This window comes from Gracilibacillus pellucidus (genome assembly GCF_033949965.1).
In the GTDB taxonomy this organism is placed as follows: domain Bacteria; phylum Bacillota; class Bacilli; order Bacillales; family Amphibacillaceae; genus Gracilibacillus; species Gracilibacillus pellucidus.
Map to the genome: position 1 here is coordinate 1 of NZ_JAWZSR010000028.1, position 1,337 is coordinate 1,337.

At 48.6% G+C, this 1,337-nt stretch carries 9 tRNA genes and 3 rRNA genes; all 12 read left to right on the plus strand.

Annotated elements, in window-relative coordinates:
- Window positions 1-107 (plus strand): 23S ribosomal RNA (locus tag SH601_RS17510); the annotation flags it as partial.
- 137 nt (window positions 108-244) lie between these two features.
- Window positions 245-361: ribosomal RNA gene (gene rrf / locus SH601_RS17515) — 5S ribosomal RNA — on the plus strand.
- A 9-nt stretch (window positions 362-370) separates the two neighbouring features.
- Window positions 371-446: transfer RNA gene (locus tag SH601_RS17520), tRNA-Val, on the plus strand.
- Window positions 447-449: 3 nt separating this feature from the next.
- Window positions 450-525 (plus strand) — tRNA-Thr (locus tag SH601_RS17525).
- A gap of 5 nt (window positions 526-530) precedes the next feature.
- A tRNA-Lys gene (locus SH601_RS17530) sits at window positions 531-606 on the plus strand.
- A 4-nt stretch (window positions 607-610) separates the two neighbouring features.
- Window positions 611-692, plus strand: a tRNA-Leu gene (locus SH601_RS17535).
- A 21-nt stretch (window positions 693-713) separates the two neighbouring features.
- Window positions 714-788: transfer RNA gene (locus SH601_RS17540), tRNA-Gly, on the plus strand.
- Window positions 789-834: 46 nt separating this feature from the next.
- Window positions 835-923: transfer RNA gene (locus tag SH601_RS17545), tRNA-Leu, on the plus strand.
- A gap of 4 nt (window positions 924-927) precedes the next feature.
- Window positions 928-1,004 (plus strand) — tRNA-Arg (locus tag SH601_RS17550).
- Between the two features lie 3 nt (window positions 1,005-1,007).
- Window positions 1,008-1,084 (plus strand) — tRNA-Pro (locus SH601_RS17555).
- An 18-nt stretch (window positions 1,085-1,102) separates the two neighbouring features.
- Window positions 1,103-1,178, plus strand: a tRNA-Ala gene (locus tag SH601_RS17560).
- A gap of 94 nt (window positions 1,179-1,272) precedes the next feature.
- Window positions 1,273-1,337: ribosomal RNA gene (locus SH601_RS17565) — 16S ribosomal RNA — on the plus strand; the annotation flags it as partial.

A 1,337-nucleotide genomic window follows, 5' to 3' on the forward strand; every position in this document is an offset into this window, starting at 1 on the left:
ATTCGATAGAGTAAGATCCCTCAGAGACGATGAGGTAGATAGGTTCGAGGTGGAAGCATGGTGACATGTGCAGCTGACGAATACTAATCGATCGAGGACTTAACTATATCTTTACGTTTGAACTTGTTGATACATTCTTATCTAGTTTTCAAGGTTCATAAAAAAAGTTTAAAAAACTTCAAAAAAACTCTTGCATTTCATATAAGTTATGAGTTATAATATATCTTGTCCTTGAAAAAAAGAGTCTGGTGACGATAGCGAAGAGGTCACACCTGTTCCCATGCCGAACACAGTAGTTAAGCTCTTCAGCGCCCATGGTAGTTGGGGCTTACGCCCCTGCGAGAGTAGGACGCCGCCAGGCGAATATATCGGAGGATTAGCTCAGCTGGGAGAGCACTTGCCTTACAAGCAAGGGGTCGCAGGTTCGAGCCCTGCATCCTCCACCATTTGCCGGCCTAGCTCAATTGGTAGAGCAACTGACTTGTAATCAGTAGGTTGGGGGTTCAAGTCCTCTGGCCGGCACCACTTTAGAGCCATTAGCTCAGTTGGTAGAGCATCTGACTTTTAATCAGAGGGTCGGAGGTTCGAGCCCTCCATGGCTCACCATCATGCGGGTGTGGCGGAATTGGCAGACGCGCTAGACTTAGGATCTAGTGTCTCTCGACGTGGGGGTTCAAGTCCCTCCACCCGCACTACATTATAATTTAATATTAGCGGAAGTAGTTCAGTGGTAGAACATCACCTTGCCAAGGTGGGGGTCGCGGGTTCGAATCCCGTCTTCCGCTCCAGGAAATTAATCATTTAGTTTGCCAGATGGTTAATGCATTATTCCTTGCCGGGGTGGCGGAATTGGCAGACGCACAGGACTTAAAATCCTGCGGTGGGTTTCCACCGTGCCGGTTCGAGTCCGGCCCTCGGCACCATTTAGCGCCCGTAGCTCAATTGGATAGAGCGTTTGACTACGGATCAAGAGGTTAGGGGTTCGACTCCTCTCGGGCGCGCCATTACGGGAAGTAGCTCAGCTTGGTAGAGCACTTGGTTTGGGACCAAGGGGTCGCAGGTTCGAATCCTGTCTTCCCGACCATTTAACTTTATATATCACGGGGCCTTAGCTCAGCTGGGAGAGCGCCTGCTTTGCACGCAGGAGGTCAGCGGTTCGATCCCGCTAGGCTCCACCATTTCTATTATATTGAACTTTGAAAACTGAACAAAACAACCAGTATGAATTTAAACATGAAACATGCTAGCTTATAGAAGTGAGCATAAGTCAACTTTATTGAGAGTTTGATCTTGGCTCAGGACGAACGCTGGCGGCGTGCCTAATACATGCAAGTCGA